Genomic DNA, 16,850 nt, shown 5'->3' with positions numbered 1-16,850 from the left:
GGGAGCTCCTTAAGCCAGGACGCCGGTCTGGCGCATGGCCTGACGCAGCGGTTCGTGGCAGCGCGGGCTGAGCCAGGTCAGGGGCAGGCGGATGCCCTCTGGAATCAGCCCCATTTCGTGCAGGGCAAACTTGACCGGGATGGGGTTGGATTCGATGAACAGCGATTTGTGCAGCGGCATCAGGCGGTCGTTGATGGCGCGGGCAGCGGCGGCATCGCCACGCATGGCGGCGGCACACAGGTCACTCATGGCGCGCGGGGCGACGTTGGCGGTCACCGAGATGTTGCCCTTGCCGCCCATCAGCATCAGCTCGACGGCGGTGGCGTCGTCACCGGAGTAGACGAGGAAGTCCTTGCCGACGCGGTCGAGTACTTCCTTGCCACGCTGCAGGTCGCCGGTGGCTTCCTTGATGCCGACGATGTTCGGCACCTTGGACAGGCGCTCGACAGTCTCGGGCAGCATGTCGCAGGCAGTACGGCCCGGCACGTTGTAGAGGATCTGCGGGATGGCCACGGCTTCGGCGATGTGGCGGAAGTGCTGGTACAGGCCTTCCTGGGTCGGCTTGTTGTAGTACGGAGTCACCAGCAGGCAGGCATCGGCGCCGCCGGACTTGGCAGCCTCGGTCAGCTCGACGGCTTCGCGGGTGGAGTTGGCGCCGGTGCCGGCGATGACCGGGATGCGGCCTTTGACCTGGTCGACCACGCGACGGATCACTTCCAGGTGTTCATTCACGTCCAGAGTGGCCGATTCACCAGTGGTGCCGACCGCTACGATGGCGTTGGTGCCTTCCTGCAGGTGGAAGTCCACCAGCTTCGCGAGGCTGTCCCAATCCAGTCGACCCTGAGCATCGAAGGGGGTGACCAGCGCCACCATACTGCCCGCAATCATGCAACCGCTCCTGCCGGAAAAATAAAGCCGTAATGGTACTGTCGCCACCGGCCACGCACAAGGTGACGCAGCGACCCACGAGCGACCAGACATTCCCCTCACCGGCGCTTTTCGCTACCCTTTCTCCTTTGTCGATGCGGCCCGCTTGGCCGCCACTCCAGGAAAGCTGCATGTCCGCCTCTCACCCTCGTGAACAATTCCTTCTGATCAGCGCTCTGGGCCCGAACCCGATGGAGTTGACCAGCGTGCTGTGCCGCACCTGCGTCGACAACCGTTGCTCGGTGGTCAGCAGCCGCCTGACCCGCCATGGCGAATTCAGCGCGCTGATCCTGCAGGTCTCCGGCAGTTGGGATGCCCTGGCCCGCCTGGAAGGCGGCCTGTCGCCCCTGGCCAAGCGCCACGGCTTCACCCTCAGCGTCACGCGCAGCAACGTCCACGTTACCCGCGCCCAGGCCCTGCCCTATGTGGCCTATGTCAGCGCCGTCTATCGTCCGGACATCCTCAACGAGCTGTGCCAGTTCTTCATCGATCACAACATCGAGCTGGAGAACCTCACCTGCGACACCTACCAGGCGCCGCACACCAACACCAGCATGCTCAATGCCACCCTCACCGTGACGCTGCCGGCCGGCACCCAGATCAGCTGGCTGCGCGACCAGTTCCTGGACTTCGCCGACGCCCTGAACCTGGACGCGCTGATCGAACCCTGGCGTCCGCAGCATCCGTAAGGATGCTCTCAAGGAGAAAATCCCAATGGCAGTCGAACTGAACAAAGCCGTCGCCGATTTCCACGCCCCGGCCACCAGCGGCGTCGAATTCCGCCTGTCCGAACTCAAGGGCAAGCAGGTCGTCCTGTACTTCTACCCCAAGGACAGCACCCCCGGCTGCACCACTGAAGGCCAGGGCTTCCGCGACAAGATCGAGGACTTCGCCAAGGCCAACACCCTGGTGTTCGGCGTCTCCCGCGACGGCATCAAGTCCCACGAGAACTTCAAGGCCAAGCAGTGCTTCCCCTTTGAACTGATCAGCGACAAGGACGAAGCCGTCTGCCAGCTGTTCGACGTGATCAAGCTGAAGAAGCTTTACGGCAAGGAATACATGGGGGTCGATCGCAGCACCTTCCTGATCGACGCCAAGGGCGTGCTGCGCAAGGAATGGCGCGGCGTGAAAGTGCCCGGGCATGTGGACGCCGTGCTCGCGGCCGCTCAAGAGCTGAACCCGTAAGCCGCGGAGCCAGCCCCATGAAAAGGCCGCTGATCAGCGGCCTTTTTCTTTTACATCATCGGACTGACTTGCGGCTCCAATGGCGGCTGCCGCGGCCAGGCATCCAGCACGGCCTTCACCAGGGTCGCCAGCGGAATCGCGAAGAACACGCCCCAGAAGCCCCACAGCCCGCCGAACAGCAGTACCGCACAGATGATCGCCACCGGGTGCAGGTTCACCGCTTCGGAGAACAGCAGCGGCACCAGCACGTTGCCATCCAGCGCCTGGATGATCGCGTGCGCAGCCATCAGGTAGATGAACTGGTCACTCCAGCCCCACTGGAACAGCGCGATCATTGCCACCGGCACAGTGACCACTACCGCGCCGATATAAGGCACCACTACCGACAGGCCGACCAGAAGGGCAAGCAGCGCGGCATAGTTCAGCCCCAGCACCGCAAAGGCGATGTAGGTCGCCACACCGGTGATGAATATCTCGATGACCTTGCCGCGGATGTAGTTGGCGATCTGCTGGTTCATCTCGTTCCACACCTGCTTCATCAGCCCGCGCTCGCGGGGCAGGTAGCGACGGAACCAGTGATAGAAGCGACGGCGGTCCTTGAGGAAGAAGAACACCAGGATCGGCACCAGCACCAGGTAGATCATGATGTTGACCACCACCGGCAGGCCGGACAGCGAGAAGGTCAGCGCCCACTGGCCAAGCTGCCCCAGCTCGTTGCGGGCCGCCTCAACGGTACGCAGCACCTGCTCCTCGGTGACCATGTCCGGGTAGCGCTCGGGCAGCATCAGCAAGGTGGCCTGCCACTCGCCGAGCATGCCGGGCAGCTCGTTGAACAAGGTGAACAGTTGCTTCCACAGCAGCGGCACCAGTACCAGCAGGAACACTGCGAGTAGCCCGAGGAACAGCGAATACACCAGCCACACCGCAAACAGGTGAGGTACGCGCAGGCGCTCCAGTACACCGACCATACCCTGGATCAGGAAGGCGATGACCATCGCCGCCAGTACCGGCGCGAGCATCCCACCAAAGGCCAGGATTACGGTGAATCCCAGCCCGAGAATGACCGCCAGCACTATCGCCTCCTCATCGGAGAAATAGCGCTGCATCCAGTCCTGCAAAACCTTGAGCATCAACGAAACCTGCGAAACAAAAGGGGCAACGTCACAGTTACCCAGGATCAGGAGCTACTTCTTGCGTAGCCAGTAGCGATAAACGCCAGCTTCGACCTCCTCATGCAGCAGCGAGTGCCCTGCAAGGTCGGCAAAAACACGGAAGTCACGCTGGGAGCCAGCGTCGGTGGCAATCACCTTGAGCACCGCACCGCTGGGCAGGCGGTTCAGCTCAAGTTTTGCCTTGAGCAGCGGCAGCGGACAATTGAGACCGCTGGCGTCCAGCTCCGCGTCACAGGCGGGGACGGACGGCGTGGAATCGGACATCGAAACGAACTCCGGTCAGGGCGCCCAAGAATACCGAAAGCGTTGGAAAAGTAACCAGGCCCGACTGCGACACTGATCATTAATCCAGCCGTCAGCGTCGGGGGTTAAAACGGCAGCGCAGCGGAAATACCCATTTCGAATTGCCCCGCACTTCTGTCCTGCAAACTAGGCATAGGCGTTAGCGTGCAGCTAAAGTAGAGCCTTTCTCGGAACGAGCCTCGTGTACATGAAAGTACTCCGCCCTGCCCTGCTGTCGCTCGCTGTCGCCCTCGCCACGCCGGCCCTGGCGGACGACCTGCCGTCCCTGGGCGATGCCAGCTCTTCCATCGTCTCCCCGGAGCAGGAATTCCAGCTCGGCCGCGCCTGGCTGAGCATGCTGCGCAACCAGGTCGACACGCTCAACGATCCGCAACTCAAGGACTATGTCGAGTCCAGCGTCTACCGCCTGGCCGAATCCAGCGAACTGCAGGACCACCGCCTGGCCTTCATCCTGATCCGCGACAAGCAGATCAACGCCTTCGCCGCCCCCGGCGGCGTGGTTGGCGTGAACGGCGGCCTGTTCATCTATGCCCAGACCGAGGGCGAGTACATCGCCGTACTGGCGCACGAACTTGGCCACCTGAGCCAACGCCACTTCGCCCGCGGCATCGAAGCGCAGCAACGCATGCAGGTACCGGTGATGGCCGCCATGCTGGCCGGCATCATCGCCGCCGCAGCCGGCGCCGGGGACGCCGGTATCGCCGCGATCGCCGGCACCCAGGCCGCGGCGATCCAGAACCAGCTGCGCTTCTCCCGGCAGAATGAGCAGGAGGCCGACCGTGTCGGCGTCGCTACCATGGTCCGCGCCGGCTATGACCCGCGCTCGATGCCCAACATGTTCGAGCGACTGGCCCGCCAGTACCGCTACGAGGGCAAGCCGCCGGAATTCCTGCTGACTCACCCGGTGACCGAATCGCGTATTGCCGACACCCGCAACCGCGCCGAGCAATATCCCAAAGGCGGCAAGGAAGATTCGCTGCGCTATGAACTCATGCGCGCCCGCGTCCAGCAGATGTTCGAGGATACCCCGGGCATGGCCAGCAAACAGTTCCGCGCGCAACTCGATGAGGACCCGAAGAACGATGCCGCGCGCTACGGCCTTGCGCTGTCGCAGACCAAGATCGGCCAGCTCAACGACGCCCGCAGCAATCTCCAGCAGCTACTGGCCAAGGCGCCCAACGACATCAGCTACAACCTGGCCATGTCCGATCTCGACATCACCGCCAACAAGCTGCCCGACGCCCAGGCCCGTGTGCAGAAGATGCTCGGCCAGTACCCGGACAGCTATCCGCTGATCCAGGCCAACGCCGACCTGATGATGAAGACCAACCGCGCGGCCGACGCCGAGAAGACGCTGTTCAAGCTCTCCCAACGCCGCCCTCTGGACCCGGACGTGTGGAACCGCCTGGCCGACGCCTGCACCCTGAGCGGCAACGCCATCGGTGTGTATCAGGCCCGCGCGGAGTACTACGCACTCACCGGTGACTACAAGCAGGCCATCGAGCAGTTGGACTTTGCCAAGCGTCGCGCCGGGGGCAACTTCACCCTGGCGGCTCGACTGGACGCACGCCAGCAGGAGTTCCGCGACCAGGAACGCATCCTCAAGGAAATGATGGGGCGCTAAAGCCCTTTCCTGTAGGAGCGAGCTTGCTCGCGATCACATCACGGGAATTGGTGGCATCAAGCGGTTCGCGAGCAAGCTCGCTCCCACAAAAGACGCAAAGAAAAAGCCCGGCATCTGCCGGGCTTTTTTCATGGTGCCGAGTGAGTCAGGCATTGCCTGCCAACTTCAGCTTCGCCGCCTGGGTGAAATCGAGCATGCGCTTGAGCGGATTGATCGCCTTGGGAATCAGCGCCGGGTCGACGAAGATTTCACCCGAACCTTCCTTCAGGCACGCCAGGGTGCGCTCCAAGGTGTTCATGGCCATCCATGGGCAGTGCGCACAGCTGCGGCAGGCCGCGCCGTTGCCGGCGGTGGGCGCCTCGATGAATTCCTTGTCCGGACAAAGCTGCTGCATCTTGTAGAAGATGCCGCGGTCGGTGGCGACGATGAAGCGTTTGTTCGGCATCGTCTGCGCAGCCTTGATCAGTTGGCTGGTGGAACCCACCGCATCGGCCAGGTCCACCACCGCTTCCGGCGACTCCGGGTGTACCAGGATCGCAGCGTCCGGGTAGACCGCCTTGAGGTCTTCCAACTGCTTGGCCTTGAACTCCTCGTGAACGATGCAGGCACCATCCCAGAGCAGCATGTCGGCGCCGGTCTCGCGCTGGATATAGCGGCCCAGGTGCTGGTCGGGCGCCCAGAGGATCGGCTCACCGTTGTCCATCAGGTGCTCGACGATCTCCACGGCGCAGCTGGAGGTCACCACCCAGTCAGCGCGCGCCTTTACCGCCGCCGACGTATTGGCATAGACCACTACCGTGCGCTCGGGATGCTTGTCGCAGAAGGCGGAGAACTCTTCCACCGGGCAACCCAGGTCAAGCGAGCAGGTCGCTTCCAGGGTCGGCATCAGCACGCGCTTTTCCGGGTTGAGGATCTTCGCGGTCTCGCCCATGAAACGAACACCGGCGACCACTACGGTCTGCGCCGAATGCTGGTTGCCGAAGCGGGCCATTTCCAGCGAGTCGGAAACGCAGCCACCGGTCTCCTCAGCGAGCGCCTGGATGACCGGGTCGCAGTAGTAGTGCGCCACGAGCACAGCGTTCTGCGCCTTCAGCTCAGCGGCGATGGCCGCACGGTAATCGGCCTCTTCCTGCGCGCTCAGCACCCGCGGCTGCTTCGCCGCCAGATGGGCCTGGACCAGCAGGCGTTCGGAAATCTGGGACATCGTGTGGAAACCTCAACAGGCACGGTCTGATTATGCCGGCGATTTTATCACCACCGTCCTTCGTGCGATGCGGCCTCGATGGCCGTACAGCGGACTTTTTCCGGCACATGGCAAAAGCCCCGTGACCTTTCGATCACGGGGCTTTCACAGGATTTGATGGTGGGTCGTGTAGGATTCGAACCTACGACCAATTGGTTAAAAGCCAACTGCTCTACCGACTGAGCTAACGACCCGACGTGGTGCGTATAATACTGATTTCTAACGTAAAAACAACACCCCGAGAAAACTTTTTTCAGAAATATCGCGTCGGGTCGGAAATTCCGGCCGCGACAAAGCCATCAGAACGCAGGCGACAGCTGTCGCATTTCCCGCACGCACGCCCGTCATCATCAGCCTGGTAGCAGGAAACAGTCAGGCTGTAATCCACACCCTGGGCGACTCCCGCTTCGATGATTTGCGCCTTGGAAAGGAACTGCAGCGGCGCCTGGATACGGAAGCCATCGCCCTCCACACCGGCCTTGGTCGCCAGATTCGCCATGCGCTCGAAAGCCTCGACGAACTCCGGACGGCAATCCGGGTAGCCGGAATAATCCACGGCATTTACGCCGATGAAGATATCCCGCGCGCCCAGCACCTCCGCCCACCCCAGGGCCAACGATAGAAACACGGTGTTGCGCGCCGGCACGTAGGTTACCGGGATGCCTTCGCTGGGAGCCTCGGGCACATCGATGCTGCTGTCGGTCAGCGCCGAGCCGCCAATGCCGTTCAGATCGAGACCGATCACCTTGTGCTCGATCACGCCCTGCTGACGCGCGACACGCTCGGCTGCCTGCAGTTCGGCGCGGTGACGCTGGCCGTAGTCGAAGCTCATGGTGTAGCAGTCGTAGCCTTCTGCCCTGGCCATGGCAACCACGGTCGCGGAGTCCAAACCGCCAGAGAGCAGGATCACCGCCTTCTTGTCATTCATGACTTTCTTATCGGACATAAACAGGGTCTCCTCCGCGCTCAATGGCCCGGCTCGTCGTTCCAGAGAATCTTGTGCAGCTGCAGTTGCAGGCGCACGGGCAGGTTGTCGCTGACGATCCAGTCGGCCAGTGCACGTGCATCCACCTGGCGGTGGCTGGGCGAGAACAGCACCTCGCCAGCGCGTTGCTCCAGGCGGTACTCGATCAGCTTGGATACAGCCCAGTCGTAGTCCTCGCGGGAGCAGATGACAAACTTCACCTGATCGTTGGAGGTCAGCTCGCCAATATTCTCGTAGCGATTGCGCGCCGCTTCTCCGGAGCCAGGAGTCTTCAAGTCGAGGATACGGCTGACGCGGCGGTCGGTGGCTGAGATATCCAGCGCTCCGCTGGTTTCCAGCGACACTTCGTAGCCGGCATCGCAGAGGCGCTCGAGCAGCGGGATGCAATTGGGCTGGGCCAACGGCTCGCCGCCAGTCACGCAGACGTAGCGTGGGCGATAGGCGGCAATCTGCTCGAAGATGGCATCGAGGGTCTGGATCTCGCCGCCACTGAAGGCATAGGCGGTATCGCAGTAATTGCAGCGCAGGGGACAGCCAGTCAGGCGTACGAACACGGTCGGCAAGCCGGCGGTGCGCGTTTCCCCCTGCAACGAGTAGAAAATCTCGGTAATGCGCAGGGTCTGTTGCATATCAGCCACGGGCGTGACGGCTACACAGGCCATCCGCCTCCGTTGCGTTGGAGTCGTGGGCGCGCTCATGGGGCGCCCGGAAGACCCGGAACACAGCAGACATCAGCCGAGCTGAAACCACTGGCGCTTTCCGGGGGCGGGAATTCTAACGAAAAAACCCGCGACGGGCGCGGGTTTTCAGACGGTGCGGAGCCTTACTTGAGGTTCTTCAGGTCACGCTGGGACAGCTGGGCAGCGGAAGTGCCCGGATACTGGGCCACGACCTGCTGCAGGATGCCACGGGCCTTGTCGGTATTGCCCAGGCGGCGCTCGACATCGGCGAGCTTGTACAGCGAATCCGGCACCTTGGCACTGCTCGGGTAGGCCTGGCTGACACGGGCGAAAGCCTGACCAGCGCCCTGCAGGTCGCCCTTGGCGAGGTTCACCTCACCCAGCCAGTACTGCGCGTTGCCAGCGTACTGGCTGCTCGGGTACTTGCGCAGGAAGGCGCCGAAGGCCTGACTGGCCTTGTCGAAGTCCTTGGCCTTGATCAGGTCGAAGGCGGCGTCGTAGTAGAGCTTCTCTTTTGCCGGGTCACCCGGCTCGCTGCTGGCGGCGGGCTGTTGTTGCTGGGCGGCGGCGACGCCTGCGCCAGCGGCAGCTCCGGCACTGGCGCCGGCAGCGGGGGAATTGGGTTGAACAGCAGCACCGGCCGCTCCTGCACCTGCACCGCTGGAAAGGCGGCTATCGATGTCCTGGAAGCGTTCCTGGTTTTCCTGCTTCATCTGTTGAATCTGGTTCTGCTGTTCTTCGAGCATGCCGCGCAGACGGGACATTTCGTCCTGCATCTGCTGCAGCTGCATGAACAGCTGAGCCTGACCGGAGACGGGAGTTGTCATCCCGCCTCCGGCGTAGGCGCCATCAGCGCCTGCGGTGCCATAACCCGAGGGCGGTGTGCTGGCATAGCCACCATTACCGTCCTGTACCGGAACCGCGGCTGCCGCCATAAGGGGCAGTCCGCATGCGATCAAGGTCAGAAAACGCAGGCGCATCGGCATCAGGTCTTACTTCTTCAGCTCAACGCGACGGTTCTGGGCCCAGGACTGCTCGTCATGGCCAGTGGCAACCGGACGCTCTTTGCCGTAGGAAACCAGTTCCAGCTGAGCCGGGGAAACGCCCTGCAGTACCAGGTAGCGCTGAACGGCCTTGGCACGACGCTCGCCCAGAGCCATGTTGTACTCGCGGGTGCCGCGCTCGTCAGTGTGACCTTCCAGGACTACGCGCTGGCCGGAACCTTTCAGGTCCTTGGCGTGTACGTCCAGGGCACGCATGGCTTCCGGCTTCAGGTCGGAGCTGTCGTACTCGAAGTAGAAGGTGGTGATAGCGCGCAGAGCGGCTTCGTCGCTCAGGGAGCCGTCAACGGCACCGCTGTTGGCGCCGTAGCCAGCGTTCGGGTCAACGCCGCCATTGGCGCCTTCACCAGTTGCATCGCCTTTCTTGGACGAGCAACCAACGGCTACGGCCATGGCGAGGGCGATAACGGCAAATTTGCCGAATTTCAGCATTTCCATCATGTAACTCCTAATGAACCCCAGTGTATAAATTTGAAACAGTTGGCAACCGTCAGTTCAGGTAAGGGGACCAGGAAGGCTCGCGCACGTCGCCTTGAGCGGTGGGTAGCGGTAACCGAACACGTCCGTTGATGCTCACGAGCATCAACACGCCCCGGTCCTGCTGGCGGGTGGCGTATATTAGCATCGTGCCATTTGGCGCAACAGTGGGCGAATCGTCCAGATTGGTGTTGGAAAGTACCCGGAGATTACCGCGCTGAAGGTCCTGCGCCGCGATCTGGAAGTTGGTGAAACCGTCCTGGCGGTGAACCATGACCAGGGTCTTCTCATCCGCCGACAGTTTCGGGTTGGCGTTGTAGTTGCCGATGAAGGTCACGCGGTCGGTAGCGCCCGAGTTCACGTTCATCTTGTAGATCTGCGGTTTGCCGCCACGATCCGAGGTGAAGTACAGGGTAGAACCGTCCGCGCCCCAGAAGGGTTCGGTGTCGATCGCCGAGTTGTTGGTCAGGCGACGCAGCTGGCGGCTGCCCAGGTCCATCACATAGATCTCAGGGTTGCCGTCGCGCGACAGCACGAAGGCCAGGCGGTTGCCGTCCGGCGAGAAGGCCGGGGCGCCGTTGAGGCCTTCGAAGTTGGAGATCTGCTCGCGGCGACCGGTGTCGACGTACTGCATGAAGATGCGCGGACGCTTCTGCTCGAAGGACACGTAGGCGATACGACGGCCATCGGGCGAGAAGCGCGGCGAGAGGATCGGCTCGCGCGATTGCAGCAGGGTCACCGGGCGGGCGCCGTCATAGTCGGAGCGCTGCAGGGTGTAGCGGGTGTTGTCCACCGAGAAACGCTCAGCAGTCACGTAGAGCAGCTTGGTGGAGAACGCACCTTTGATGCCGGTGAGCTTCTCGAACGACTGGTCGGCAATGTAGTGCGACATGTCGCGCAGTTGGTCGGTGGTGCCGCCCACGCTGCCGGTCAGCACCTGCTCCTGGGTTGCCACGTTGAGCAGGGCGTACTGGATCTGCAGGCGGCCACCGCTGGGCACGATGCTGCCGACCAGGACGTACTGCGCGCCGAGGGCCTGCCAGTCGCGGTAGATCACTTCGCTGGCCTGGGCCGGCTGGCTGATCATGTTCTGGCGCGGAATCGGTTCGAAGTAACCGGAGTTGCGCAGGTCGTTGCCGATGATGTTCGACATGTCTTCGGGCAGGACATTGCCGCCCTGCCAGCCAAACGGAACCACGGCGATCGGGACGGCCGAGTCGCGACCACTGGAGATCACCAGCGGGTCGGCGGCCTGCGCTGCGCCGGCCACCAGGGCCAGGGCGAAGAGCGCGAAGCGAATCAGGGTACTCACAGATCTAAATCCTCCGGTTTGAAGACCATTCGGCGCTGACGATACAGGCTATCGAAAGTGGCGCGATCCAGTTTTTGCAGTTCGGGAATACGGCCCACGTTTTTGACCGCGGCCACCGCCGAATCGTCGAACGGCTTGTCACCGCTGGAGCGGGTCACGCTCACATTGGTGATGGCGCCGCTCGGCAGCATCTGAATCAGCACTTCTACGCTCATTCCGTTACGAGCTGAAGGAGGACGGCTCCACTGCTGGCTCACCAGGCTGACGATCAGATCGTCAAAGTTGCCCGCCACCTCGTTACCTTGCTCATCGGCCAGGGCCTGTTGCCGTTGCGTGTCATCCGACAGCAGCTCGGCCAGGGCCTGGGCCTTCTTGTCTTCCGTCGCCTTGCGGGCTGCTGCGGCGGCTGCAGCGGCAGCCTTCTTCTTCGCAGCCTCGACCGCGGCAGCCTTCTTCTTGGCTTCGTCCGCGGCGGCTTTCTTCTTCGCGTCCTCGGCGGCCTTCTTCTTGGCCTCCTCGGCAGCTTTCTTCTTCGCCTCGTCAGCGGCCTCTTTCTTGGCCTCTTCCTCGGCTTTTTTCTTGGCGATATCCGCCTGCTGTTTCTGTTCGGCAGCCTTGGCCTCGGCCGCTTTCTTGGCGGCTGCAGCGGCATCGGCCGCCTTCTTGGCGTCGTCTGCCTTCTTGGCCTCGGCCGCTTTCTCGGCTGCATCTGCAGCCTTTTGAGCCGCATCCGCCTTCTTTTGTTCCTCGGCTTTCGCAGCAGCCAATGCCTGCTGCTCAGCCTTTTTCTGCTCGAGCTGCTCCTGCTCGTATTGCTTGGCCGAAGTCTTCTTCGACTCGCCGGCTATCTTCTGGTTGGTCTGCTGGGTCGCCTGGCTCTTGGATTTGAGCTGGTACAGGGTGGCCTGGACGATCGGCCGCGAAGGCGGCAGTTCAGGCGTACTGGCCCAACTGACGAACAGCATGGCGAAGATCAGGACGTGCAGGGCCACGGCCAGGACCGTGGGCCAGAAGTAGCCTTCCGATTGAGAGCGCTCGAGCTGGTGCATCAACTACCTGGTGCCTCGGTAATCAGACCGACGTTGCCGACCCCGGCTTTCTGCAGGCCGCCCATGACGGCCATGACCGAGCCATAGTCGACTGCCTTGTCCCCGCGGACGAAGACCTGGACTTTCTTACCCTGGCGGCTGTTCTCGGCCATGATGCCGGTGGCAGCGTTGACCAGTTGATCGAGGTCCACGGCAGTCTGGCTGCCCTTGCCCTGATCCGGGTCCACTTCCGAGCCCATGTTCCAGTAGTAGGTCTTGTCGGCCTTGATGGAGATGGTGAGCACGCGGGAATCGTTATCCTGCGGCAGCGCTTCGCTGGAAACCTTGGGCAGGTCGACCTTGACGCCCTGGTTGAGCATGGGCGCGGTCACCATGAAAATGACCAGCAACACCAACATCACGTCGATGTAAGGCACCACGTTCATTTCCGCGACCGGCTTGCGCTTGTGACGAACTCTTGCCATGACGGCTTACCTCTTGGTCGTCTTCAATCGTCGCTGGTGTGCACTTTGCGGTGCAGGATGGCCTGGAACTCGTCGGCGAAGGTGTAGTAACGGCCGATGAGCATCTCCGAGCGAGCGGCGAAGCGGTTGTAGGCGATGACCGCGGGGATGGCCGCGAACAGGCCGATGGCGGTGGCGATCAGCGCTTCGGCAATACCCGGCGCCACGGTGGCAAGGGTGGCCTGCTGCACGGTGGCCAGGCCACGGAAGGAGTTCATGATGCCCCATACGGTACCGAACAGTCCGATGTACGGGCTGGTGGAGCCGACGGTGGCGAGGAACGGCAGGCTGGTTTCCAGCTTCTCTTCCTCGCGGGAAATGGCGACGCGCATGGCGCGAGAAACGCCTTCCATCACTGCATCCGGGTCAACGCCGGCCTGCTGGCGCAGACGGGAGAATTCCTTGAAGCCGGCACGGAAGATCTGCTCGACCCCCGAATCCGGATCGGGATTGCTGCCCGCCTGACGATAGAGCTTGGACAGGTCGATGCCCGACCAGAAGCGCTCTTCGAAAGTTTCCAGGGCCTTCTTCGCCGAGCGCATCATGTTGCTGCGCTGGAAAATCATGATCCAGGAAGTGACCGATGCGGCCACCAGGGTCAGCATCACCAGCTGTACCACGACGCTGGCGTTACTGATCAAGCTCCACATGGAAGTATGGTCGACGACGTTCGGTTCCACGTTAATCTCCTGCTGAAAGGGTGTCCGGACTGCCGGCAAATGCCGCACGCAACACATCTGGGATAGCGCGGGGTTTCAGGTTGTCCGCCCGCACGCACGCCACCAGGAATCGCCCCTCGCAGAGCAAGGTCGAATCCGACGCCCGTCGAACCTGTTGACGAAACTTCAGGCTCGCACGGTTCAACTCCTCCACCTCGGCGCTGACAAGCAGCTCATCGTCCAGGCGGGCCGGCGCGTGATAGCGCGCTTCGGCCGAGTGAACGACGAAAAGCAGGTTCTCCCCCGCCAGCTGTGACTGGGCAAAGCCCAGATCACGCAGCCGCTCGGTACGAGCCCGCTCCATGAACTTGAGGTAGTTGACGTAGTAGACGATGCCGCCGGCATCGGTGTCCTCGTAATAGACCCGATACCGCTGCTGGAACGGCTGACCCCCGTGTTGCGCGCGCATACTCTAGAACCAAGTAGAGACTTTGCCAATCGGCAATCGCCTACAAATGCAATTAATTACCATCTTCAGGGACGAACAGATCCGGCGTCGCCCCCTCCCCCATCCGCTTCGGCACATTCAGGCCGAAATGCAGGTACGCGTGCCGAGTCACGACACGGCCGCGCGGTGTGCGCATGATATAGCCTTGCTGGATCAGATAGGGCTCCAGCACGTCTTCAATCGTGTGTCTTTCTTCGCTGATGGCCGCTGCCAGGTTATCGACACCCACCGGCCCACCGTCGAACTTGTCGATCATGGTCAGCAACAGGCGGCGATCCTGGTGATCGAACCCTCTTTCGTCAACGTCCAGCAGGTTCAGCGCCTTGTCGGCGATGTCGCGGCTGATGTGCCCGGTGCCGCGCACCTCGGCGAAATCCCGCACCCGGCGCAGCAGTCGGTTGGCGATCCGCGGCGTGCCACGGGCACGTCGTGCGATCTCGAAGGCGCCCGCCGGCTCGATCTCCAGGCCAAGAATCCCCGCCGAGCGGGCGACGATGCTGGAGAGGTCGTCCACACCGTAGAACTCAAGACGCTGGACGATACCGAAGCGGTCACGCAGCGGATTGGTCAGCATGCCGGCGCGGGTCGTCGCACCGACCAGGGTAAAGGGCGGCAGGTCGAGCTTGATCGAGCGCGCTGCCGGGCCTTCGCCGATCATGATGTCCAGCTGGAAGTCTTCCATGGCCGGGTACAGCACTTCCTCGACGATGGGCGACAGGCGATGGATCTCGTCCACGAACAGCACGTCGTTAGGCTCGAGGTTGGTCAGGATCGCCGCCAGGTCACCGGGACGCTCCAGCACAGGGCCGGAGGTACTCTTGATCGAAACCCCCATCTCCTGGGCGATGATGTTCGCCAGGGTGGTCTTGCCCAGGCCGGGCGGGCCGAAGATCAGCGTGTGATCCAGCGCTTCCTGACGCCCGCGGGCCGCCTGGATGAACAGCTCCATCTGCTCGCGCACCACCGGCTGACCGACGTAGTCCGCCAGCTTGAGCGGGCGGATGGCGCGGTCGAACTGCTCTTCGCGGTCGCGACTGGAAGCTGAGGAAATCAGGCGATCGGCTTCGATCATCAGTGTCTACCTAGACCATGCCCTTGAGGGAACGGCGGATGAGTTCTTCGCTGGACAAACCTTCCTCCTGCACGGCGGCCACGGCGCGGCTCGCCTCCTGGGGTTTGAAGCCCAGGGCGATCAGCGCGCTGACCGCATCGGACTCGGCGCTTGAGACTGCGGCTACCCGCATGGGTTCCACCACCAGCGGCGCGATGGAAGGAATATTCTCCCACGCCTTGAAGCGATCCTTCAGCTCCACCAGCAGGCGCTCGGCGGTCTTCTTGCCGACACCGGGAATCTTCACCAGGGTGGAAGTATCCTGCGCCTGTATGCAACGTACCAGCTCATCCACTTCCAGGCCCGACATCAGCGCCAGCGCCAGCTTCGGCCCCACGCCATTGAGGCGGATCAGCTCGCGGAACAGCTCGCGCTCACGCTTCTCGGCAAAACCGTAGAGCAGGTGGGCATCCTCGCGCACCACCAGATGGGTGTGCAGGGTCACCGGCTCGCCCAGGCTCGGCAGGCGGTACAGGGTGGTCATCGGCACTTCCAGCTCATAGCCCACGCCGTTCACGTCGACGATCAGGTGCGGCGGCTGCTTTTCCGCCAGGGTGCCACGCAGGCGTCCAATCACGGGTGTTTGTCCTTGCTCAATGTTTTTCCGGATATCACAGGCGCAGGCGTCCGCCGCGACGGCGGGCGCCCATCAGACCATGCGGTACCAGGCTTTGCCGGGTATGCGCATGGCACAGGGCGATGGCCAGGGCGTCGGAGGCGTCGATCTGTGGCTTCTGCACCAGCTTGAGCAGGTGCATGACCATCATCTGCACCTGCTGCTTGTCCGCGCCGCCGGTGCCGGCAATCGCCTGCTTGACCTGGCTGGCGGTGTACTCGGCAATCTGCAACCCTTCTTCCGCCGCCGCGACTATCGCCGCGCCGCGCGCCTGCCCCAGCTTCAGCGCCGAATCGGCGTTGCGCGCCATGAACACCTGCTCAATGCCCATCATGGTCGGCTGGTAGGTCTGGATGACCTCACGCACGCCACGGAAGACGATCTGCAGGCGCTCGAACAGCTCGCCATTGCCGGTACGGATACAGCCCGAAGCCACGTACTCGCAGCCACGGCCGGTGTCGCGCACCACGCCGAAGCCGGTAATCCGTGAACCTGGGTCGATACCGAGAATCAGGGTCATGTCCGTTCGATCACACCTAGTCTGCAACGCGCATTTCAGATAACAAAAACCGGAAGCGGGAGGCGCCGCTGACGACCACTCCCGCTTCCGGCTTCAGCACATCGCCGGTGGTGGGATCAGCCCAGCTGGGCCATCACCTCGTCCGGGATGTCCGCATTGGAGTAGACGTTCTGCACGTCGTCCAGGTCTTCGAGCATGTCGATCAGCTTGAGGACCTTCTGCGCGGTGTCCAGGTCCAGGGTCGCCACGGTCGACGGGATCATGGTGATCTCCGCGTCCTCACCCTTGAAACCGGCTTCGGTCAGTGCTTCGTTGACCGAGATGAAGTCGGCGAAGGTGGTGAATACGTCGATGGAACCGTCGTCGTTGACCACTACATCGTCGGCGCCGGCTTCCAGCGCGGCATCCATCAAGGCTTCTTCGTTCACGCCCGGCGCATAGCTGATCTGCCCCTTGCGCTCGAACATGTAGGCCACCGAACCATCGGTCCCCAGGTTGCCGCCGCACTTGCTGAAGGCATGACGCACTTCGGCTGCGGTGCGGTTGCGGTTGTCGGTCATCGCTTCGACGATGATCGCCACGCCGCTGGGTGCGTAACCTTCGTAGGTCAGCTCGGCCATATTGTCGGCTTCGCTGGAGCCCACGCCGCGCTGGATGGCGCGGTCGATGGTGTCGCGGGTCATGTTGGCGGTCAGCGCCTTGTCCACCGCCAGGCGCAGACGCGGGTTGTCCGCCGGCACCCCGCCGCCCTGCTTGGCAGCGACGGTCAGCTCACGAATGAGCTTGGTGAAGATCTTGCCCTTCTTGGCGTCCTGACGTTCCTTGCGGTGCTTGATGTTGGCCCATTTGGAATGACCAGCCATAACTCACTCCGTATCGCTTGTTTGCTTCGCAGGTGGCGCCCGCAGTGCGGGC

At 62.7% G+C, this 16,850-nt stretch carries 20 protein-coding genes and 1 tRNA gene; 3 read left to right on the top strand and 18 right to left on the bottom strand.

The window, feature by feature from the left end:
• Positions 1–9: 9 nt before the first annotated feature.
• Positions 10–888: a 4-hydroxy-tetrahydrodipicolinate synthase gene (gene dapA, locus AC2T4A_RS12435; protein ID WP_138526566.1), complete on the bottom strand. Its 879-nt coding sequence runs from the start codon at positions 886–888 to the stop codon at positions 10–12.
• Between the two features lie 170 nt (positions 889–1,058).
• Here dapA and AC2T4A_RS12430 point away from each other — a divergent pair, with 170 nt between their 5' ends.
• Complete coding sequence (locus AC2T4A_RS12430; protein WP_416745496.1) at positions 1,059–1,616, top strand: glycine cleavage system transcriptional repressor; 558 nt, start codon at positions 1,059–1,061, stop codon at positions 1,614–1,616.
• 25 nt (positions 1,617–1,641) lie between these two features.
• Positions 1,642–2,112 (top strand): peroxiredoxin, encoded by a 471-nt coding sequence (locus AC2T4A_RS12425; RefSeq protein ID WP_486743419.1) that lies wholly within the window; start codon positions 1,642–1,644, stop codon positions 2,110–2,112.
• A 50-nt stretch (positions 2,113–2,162) separates the two neighbouring features.
• On the opposite strand, the gene AC2T4A_RS12420 is transcribed toward AC2T4A_RS12425, so the two are convergent.
• Together AC2T4A_RS12420 and AC2T4A_RS12415 are read right to left on the bottom strand one after the other, a co-directional pair.
• Positions 2,163–3,242: an AI-2E family transporter gene (locus AC2T4A_RS12420; protein ID WP_045210345.1), complete on the bottom strand. Its 1,080-nt coding sequence runs from the start codon at positions 3,240–3,242 to the stop codon at positions 2,163–2,165.
• 54 nt (positions 3,243–3,296) lie between these two features.
• Positions 3,297–3,548 (bottom strand): sulfurtransferase TusA family protein, encoded by a 252-nt coding sequence (locus AC2T4A_RS12415; RefSeq protein WP_017522093.1) that lies wholly within the window; start codon positions 3,546–3,548, stop codon positions 3,297–3,299.
• A gap of 226 nt (positions 3,549–3,774) precedes the next feature.
• Between AC2T4A_RS12415 and AC2T4A_RS12410 the strand changes: the two genes are divergently transcribed.
• On the top strand, positions 3,775–5,211 hold the full coding sequence (locus tag AC2T4A_RS12410; protein ID WP_169937337.1) for a M48 family metalloprotease: 1,437 nt from the start codon (positions 3,775–3,777) through the stop codon (positions 5,209–5,211).
• A 145-nt stretch (positions 5,212–5,356) separates the two neighbouring features.
• Here the strand turns inward: AC2T4A_RS12410 and nadA are convergent, their stop codons facing one another.
• The 15 genes from nadA to AC2T4A_RS12335 form a co-directional block, all read right to left on the bottom strand.
• Complete coding sequence (gene nadA / locus AC2T4A_RS12405; RefSeq protein ID WP_486743418.1) at positions 5,357–6,415, bottom strand: quinolinate synthase NadA; 1,059 nt, start codon at positions 6,413–6,415, stop codon at positions 5,357–5,359.
• A 157-nt stretch (positions 6,416–6,572) separates the two neighbouring features.
• Positions 6,573–6,648 (bottom strand) — tRNA-Lys (locus tag AC2T4A_RS12400).
• Between the two features lie 59 nt (positions 6,649–6,707).
• Positions 6,708–7,382, bottom strand: coding sequence for a 7-cyano-7-deazaguanine synthase QueC (queC, locus tag AC2T4A_RS12395; RefSeq protein ID WP_478378867.1), 675 nt, complete (start codon positions 7,380–7,382; stop codon positions 6,708–6,710).
• Positions 7,383–7,420: 38 nt separating this feature from the next.
• Entirely contained in the window at positions 7,421–8,068 is a 648-nt protein-coding gene (gene queE / locus AC2T4A_RS12390; protein ID WP_416745505.1) for a 7-carboxy-7-deazaguanine synthase QueE, read from the bottom strand.
• A 194-nt stretch (positions 8,069–8,262) separates the two neighbouring features.
• Positions 8,263–9,105 (bottom strand): tol-pal system protein YbgF, encoded by an 843-nt coding sequence (gene ybgF / locus AC2T4A_RS12385; protein WP_486743417.1) that lies wholly within the window; start codon positions 9,103–9,105, stop codon positions 8,263–8,265.
• A 6-nt stretch (positions 9,106–9,111) separates the two neighbouring features.
• Positions 9,112–9,618, bottom strand: a complete 507-nt coding sequence (gene pal, locus AC2T4A_RS12380) for a peptidoglycan-associated lipoprotein Pal (protein ID WP_017522099.1) — start codon at positions 9,616–9,618, stop codon at positions 9,112–9,114.
• Between the two features lie 52 nt (positions 9,619–9,670).
• A complete protein-coding gene (gene tolB, locus AC2T4A_RS12375; RefSeq protein WP_088416498.1) occupies positions 9,671–10,969 on the bottom strand; it encodes a Tol-Pal system beta propeller repeat protein TolB in 1,299 nt (432 codons plus the stop codon).
• The gene (gene tolA, locus AC2T4A_RS12370; RefSeq protein WP_416745511.1) at positions 10,966–12,021 is read right to left on the bottom strand and encodes a cell envelope integrity protein TolA; all 1,056 of its coding nucleotides are present in this window, start codon (positions 12,019–12,021) and stop codon (positions 10,966–10,968) included. Before tolA ends, tolB begins: the two co-directional genes overlap by 4 nt.
• Complete coding sequence (gene tolR, locus AC2T4A_RS12365) at positions 12,018–12,482, bottom strand: protein TolR (RefSeq protein WP_024763368.1); 465 nt, start codon at positions 12,480–12,482, stop codon at positions 12,018–12,020. The genes tolA and tolR overlap by 4 nt, the downstream gene beginning before the upstream one ends.
• Positions 12,483–12,505: 23 nt before the next feature.
• Complete coding sequence (gene tolQ / locus AC2T4A_RS12360) at positions 12,506–13,201, bottom strand: protein TolQ (protein ID WP_045210353.1); 696 nt, start codon at positions 13,199–13,201, stop codon at positions 12,506–12,508.
• Between the two features lies 1 nt (position 13,202).
• Positions 13,203–13,649: a tol-pal system-associated acyl-CoA thioesterase gene (ybgC, locus tag AC2T4A_RS12355; RefSeq protein ID WP_192430549.1), complete on the bottom strand. Its 447-nt coding sequence runs from the start codon at positions 13,647–13,649 to the stop codon at positions 13,203–13,205.
• Between the two features lie 52 nt (positions 13,650–13,701).
• Positions 13,702–14,760 (bottom strand): Holliday junction branch migration DNA helicase RuvB, encoded by a 1,059-nt coding sequence (gene ruvB / locus AC2T4A_RS12350; RefSeq protein ID WP_416745515.1) that lies wholly within the window; start codon positions 14,758–14,760, stop codon positions 13,702–13,704.
• Between the two features lie 10 nt (positions 14,761–14,770).
• A complete protein-coding gene (ruvA, locus tag AC2T4A_RS12345) occupies positions 14,771–15,376 on the bottom strand; it encodes a Holliday junction branch migration protein RuvA (RefSeq protein WP_486743416.1) in 606 nt (201 codons plus the stop codon).
• Positions 15,377–15,410: 34 nt separating this feature from the next.
• The gene (gene ruvC / locus AC2T4A_RS12340) at positions 15,411–15,935 is read right to left on the bottom strand and encodes a crossover junction endodeoxyribonuclease RuvC (protein WP_024763365.1); all 525 of its coding nucleotides are present in this window, start codon (positions 15,933–15,935) and stop codon (positions 15,411–15,413) included.
• Between the two features lie 116 nt (positions 15,936–16,051).
• Complete coding sequence (locus AC2T4A_RS12335; protein WP_024763364.1) at positions 16,052–16,798, bottom strand: YebC/PmpR family DNA-binding transcriptional regulator; 747 nt, start codon at positions 16,796–16,798, stop codon at positions 16,052–16,054.
• Positions 16,799–16,850 lie beyond the last annotated feature (52 nt).

This window comes from Pseudomonas sp. PVC-3-1 (assembly GCF_057444315.1).
This window is presented reverse-complemented; position numbering and strand designations above follow the sequence as displayed.

Bases quoted from the DNA above. Each gene is read 5' to 3' on its own strand.
- AC2T4A_RS12430 (WP_416745496.1), top strand. From the start codon at position 1,059: ATGTCCGCCTCTCACCCTCGTGAACAATTCCTTCTGATCAGCGCTCTG.
- tolR (WP_024763368.1), bottom strand. From the start codon at position 12,482: ATGGCAAGAGTTCGTCACAAGCGCAAGCCGGTCGCGGAAATGAACGTG.
- nadA (WP_486743418.1), bottom strand. From the start codon at position 6,415: ATGTCCCAGATTTCCGAACGCCTGCTGGTCCAGGCCCATCTGGCGGCG.
- queE (WP_416745505.1), bottom strand. From the start codon at position 8,068: ATGCAACAGACCCTGCGCATTACCGAGATTTTCTACTCGTTGCAGGGG.
- ybgC (WP_192430549.1), bottom strand. From the start codon at position 13,649: ATGCGCGCGCAACACGGGGGTCAGCCGTTCCAGCAGCGGTATCGGGTC.
- queC (WP_478378867.1), bottom strand. From the start codon at position 7,382: ATGAATGACAAGAAGGCGGTGATCCTGCTCTCTGGCGGTTTGGACTCC.
- ruvB (WP_416745515.1), bottom strand. From the start codon at position 14,760: ATGATCGAAGCCGATCGCCTGATTTCCTCAGCTTCCAGTCGCGACCGC.
- AC2T4A_RS12420 (WP_045210345.1), bottom strand. From the start codon at position 3,242: ATGCTCAAGGTTTTGCAGGACTGGATGCAGCGCTATTTCTCCGATGAG.
- ybgF (WP_486743417.1), bottom strand. From the start codon at position 9,105: ATGCCGATGCGCCTGCGTTTTCTGACCTTGATCGCATGCGGACTGCCC.
- ruvC (WP_024763365.1), bottom strand. From the start codon at position 15,935: ATGACCCTGATTCTCGGTATCGACCCAGGTTCACGGATTACCGGCTTC.
- AC2T4A_RS12410 (WP_169937337.1), top strand. From the start codon at position 3,775: ATGAAAGTACTCCGCCCTGCCCTGCTGTCGCTCGCTGTCGCCCTCGCC.
- pal (WP_017522099.1), bottom strand. From the start codon at position 9,618: ATGGAAATGCTGAAATTCGGCAAATTTGCCGTTATCGCCCTCGCCATG.
- AC2T4A_RS12335 (WP_024763364.1), bottom strand. From the start codon at position 16,798: ATGGCTGGTCATTCCAAATGGGCCAACATCAAGCACCGCAAGGAACGT.
- dapA (WP_138526566.1), bottom strand. From the start codon at position 888: ATGATTGCGGGCAGTATGGTGGCGCTGGTCACCCCCTTCGATGCTCAG.
- AC2T4A_RS12415 (WP_017522093.1), bottom strand. From the start codon at position 3,548: ATGTCCGATTCCACGCCGTCCGTCCCCGCCTGTGACGCGGAGCTGGAC.
- AC2T4A_RS12425 (WP_486743419.1), top strand. From the start codon at position 1,642: ATGGCAGTCGAACTGAACAAAGCCGTCGCCGATTTCCACGCCCCGGCC.